General features: G+C 55.1%; 4 protein-coding genes. All 4 read right to left on the bottom strand.

Going from position 1 to position 3,513, the window contains the following annotated elements:
- A partial coding sequence (locus ABJF76_RS16335; protein ID WP_413822617.1) for an amidophosphoribosyltransferase occupies positions 1-725 on the bottom strand: 725 nt, incomplete at its 3' end.
- 173 nt (positions 726-898) lie between these two features.
- Positions 899-1,894 (bottom strand): Hint domain-containing protein, encoded by a 996-nt coding sequence (locus ABJF76_RS16330; RefSeq protein ID WP_413821363.1) that lies wholly within the window; start codon positions 1,892-1,894, stop codon positions 899-901.
- Positions 1,895-1,992: 98 nt separating this feature from the next.
- On the bottom strand, positions 1,993-2,547 hold the full coding sequence (locus tag ABJF76_RS16325) for a CvpA family protein (protein WP_413821364.1): 555 nt from the start codon (positions 2,545-2,547) through the stop codon (positions 1,993-1,995).
- A 31-nt stretch (positions 2,548-2,578) separates the two neighbouring features.
- The coding region (locus ABJF76_RS16320) for a magnesium chelatase domain-containing protein (RefSeq protein ID WP_413822616.1) at positions 2,579-3,513 on the bottom strand (935 nt) is incomplete at its 5' end.

Here is a 3,513-nt window from a genome sequence, read left to right as displayed (position 1 = left end):
ATCTCGCCCGGTTCGATTTCGCGCACAAATTCTGCGCCAATGATGTCGAGTGCGCAGGTTTCCGAGCTTAGTACATAGCCGGTGTCCAGTTTACCAAGGACCAGCGGGCGTACACCCAATGCGTCGCGCACACCGATCAGTTTGGTGCGGGTCATGGCGACGATCGAAAACGCGCCTTCGACACGGCGCAGGGCGTCTTCCATCCGTTCAGGGATGTTGCGTTGCAAGGATCGTGCCATCAAATGGATGATGCATTCGCTGTCAGACGAAGATTGAAAGATCGAACCGCGTTCGATCAATTCGCGCCGCAGGGCGTCGGCGTTGGTGATGTTGCCATTGTGGGCAATCGCAGCGCCCCCCATGGCAAATTCGCCAAAGAACGGTTGCACATCGCGGATCGCCGTCTGGCCTTTGTCACCGGCAGTCGAATACCGCACATGGCCAATTGCCAATGCTCCGGGCAGGGTTTCCATCACCTTTTGCGAGGTAAAGTTATCGCGCACATAGCCAAATCGACGGGCCGAGTTAAACCCATGATTGGGATCATAGGAGACGATGCCGCCTGCCTCTTGTCCGCGGTGTTGTAGAGCATGCAAGCCAAGGGCGACGAAGTTCGCCGCATCCACAGTACCAAGGACACCGAAGACTCCGCATTCTTCTTTTAATTTGTCCTCATCAACTGAGCCGTGGACATAACCAAAATCAAAGGGATGAGCAGGCGGCATCAGTGCGTCAGCATCTTGATCGGACAAGGGGCAACTCCGAATTCGTGAAAGCGATGATCGGGGTTTAGCAAGCTCGTTCGGAAGTGTCACGACAGGATCACACGTCACCCTGCATTTGTGTCGCATTACCGTAACGATTAAGCGGCCAGATACTCACACCACACTTCCGCTTCCTATTTTTTCAACGATAGCGCCGCCGACTTGCCGAATGTTGTTGGAGCGCTTTCAAATAACGGGAACAACGACACCAATTCATTGTGCGCATCGAGGTCCAAGCTGGAAACTGAATTTTCAGATAAGAAATAGCTCTCGCTTAGCATGCCGTTTGAACGCAGGATATGGTGGCGGTCAAACATGACGTGTGTGTATTCAATAGCTGGGCGCGGGGCGATCGCAATGCCGGGCAGGGCGCACAGATGTTTGGCCGCGACCAGTACATCGGGTTCGCCGAATAGGTATTCAGCAAGGCCGCCAGAAAAGTACATGCGATGTTCCTGTGAAACGACGAGTTCTTTGGTATTGCCCAGTGCGCCGGCTGCAATAACCACAGGAGCAAAAGCCCCGATGCCGCGTACAGTTTTGCGTCCAACCCAACCAACAGGTTGGGGGCCTGCGTCTTTTGTCCAAACCATGTCGCCCACAGAAATGTCTTCGACTCGTTTGGACCCATTGTCTGTTTCGATCAATGTTCCGGGACCAAAGCAGGTGATAAAATCGGCGTAGTTCGACGTACCAAGGTTCGAACCAGTGATTTTTTCATATGACACCCCATCAACGAGGGGTGTGTCGGTCGAATAGCCCCACACGTCTGAGACAGCTCCGTTCTGAGAGAACACTGTAAGGGTGATGGTCGGGCCGGTTGGGTTTCCCAAGCCATCCAGCGCTCTGATTTCGATGATGGATTCGGCCTCGACGCCATTCCCGTTCGTGACCAAGTCAGCGCCGTCAGTGATGGTATGCAGACTGCTTTGGTCATCTTCGAAAGTGTCAGCATTTCCGCCAGTGTCATCCAGCGTGACCCACACGCCACTGCCTTCGCTATACGTAAAGATCGTGCCGTCTGGCGTATCCGAGTTGTTGATGATCGGATTGCCAGCCGTGCCAAAGGGAGAGCCCGCCGCAATCGCGAGGCTTTCGCTGTCCAAGACGACAAATGTTTGGGCGACCATATCTCACCGACCTTCTTGAGAGTTCGGTGATGTCTTAAACGTCGATAGTGTCTAATCTATGAATGGAGCAAGGTCGATTGGCGGCATCGGTTCATGTTTTACTCGACACAAGTACCCACAAGGTTCTCATATTGCGCCGTGATCCAGCCAAGCGCTTCTTCCGGGTTTTGGTTTTCGATGTCGCCCGTGAAGCGGCCAAAGACAGCCGCAGAACGGCTTTCGTCGATGATGGTGTATTCTGCGCCGGTGATCACGGTGTCATAGACAAAAAATGCGATGGCCACCAACAAAACACCGCGCGCGACGCCGAATAGAAACCCAAGTCCCTGATCGATACCACCAAGGGCAGAGCGTTGAACAAGTGACGAAAATAGCGGTGTGAACAGCGACACGACAATCAGCACGACAGCAAAGACAAGGGCAAAGGCCCCGATCACGCTTAATTCGCAACTGTCGGCCAAGAAATCACCAATGACTGGGATTTCGCGCACCAAAGGTTCGACCCGCGGTGCAAACAAAAACGCCAGAATAGCGGCCACGATCCATGCCGCAATTGCCATGACCTCGCGCACGATGCCGCGCCCATAGGCCAGCAGTGCCGACAAAATGATGACCACGGCCACAACGCCGTCAATGAGTGTGAACCCGTCCATGGTCCTTATCCTTTTTCTGCCCGTCTTAGCGCTAACCTGCGCCGAATACTTCGCCGACAAAACCGGTCAGGTCGCTCATCAAATTGAGCGTCATGCCGTTCTTGCCATGCATCTTGCCACCTTTAGCAGCGATTGCAGATGCAAAACCAAGTTTTTGCGCTTCTTTCAACCTATTTTCGGTCTGAGGTGCGGGTCGAAGGGCACCAGACAGGCTGATTTCGCCAAAAACAACAGTATCGGCGGGCAGGGCACTATCTTCGCGTGCAGAAAGAAGTGCGGCTGCAACCGCAAGGTCAGCGGCAGGTTCCGAGATTTTCATGCCACCTGCGACGTTCAAATACACATCAAGCCCGGCAAAAGGGATGCCGCAGCGCGCCTCAAGCACCGCAAGAATCATCGCAAGCCGTCCGCCATCCCAACCGACAACCGTGCGGCGCGCTTGGGAATGAGGGGACGGGGCCACAAGGGCTTGCAATTCGCACAGCACCGGGCGCGTGCCCTCGATCCCCGCAAACACCACCGAACCGGGCGAGGGTTTGCCGCGTTCGGACAAGAACAAGGCGGATGGGTTGGTGACTTCGGCCAACCCCGCGCCGGTCATTTCAAACACGCCGATTTCGTCGGACGGGCCAAAGCGGTTTTTGACGGCGCGCAGGATGCGGAATTGGTGGCCGCGCTCGCCTTCGAAATACAGCACGGTGTCGACCATATGTTCGACCACGCGCGGGCCTGCGATTTGGCCGTCTTTGGTCACGTGACCGACAAGGATAATGCTGACGCCTTTGCGTTTGGCAAAAGTGGTCAACTCGTGCGCAGCTGCGCGCACCTGGGAAACAGATCCGGGCGCGGAATCAACGGTATCAAGCCACATGGTCTGAATGGAATCGATGATGGCAAGGCCCGGTGCTTCGGTTTCGAGTGTTGTCAGGATGTTGCGCAGGTTGGTGTCGGCAGCCAATTTCACAG

Source organism: Tateyamaria sp. (assembly GCF_039940735.1).
Lineage (GTDB): Bacteria > Pseudomonadota > Alphaproteobacteria > Rhodobacterales > Rhodobacteraceae > Tateyamaria.
Note: the sequence above shows the minus strand (reverse complement) of the source record. Positions and strands in the feature narration are given on the sequence as shown.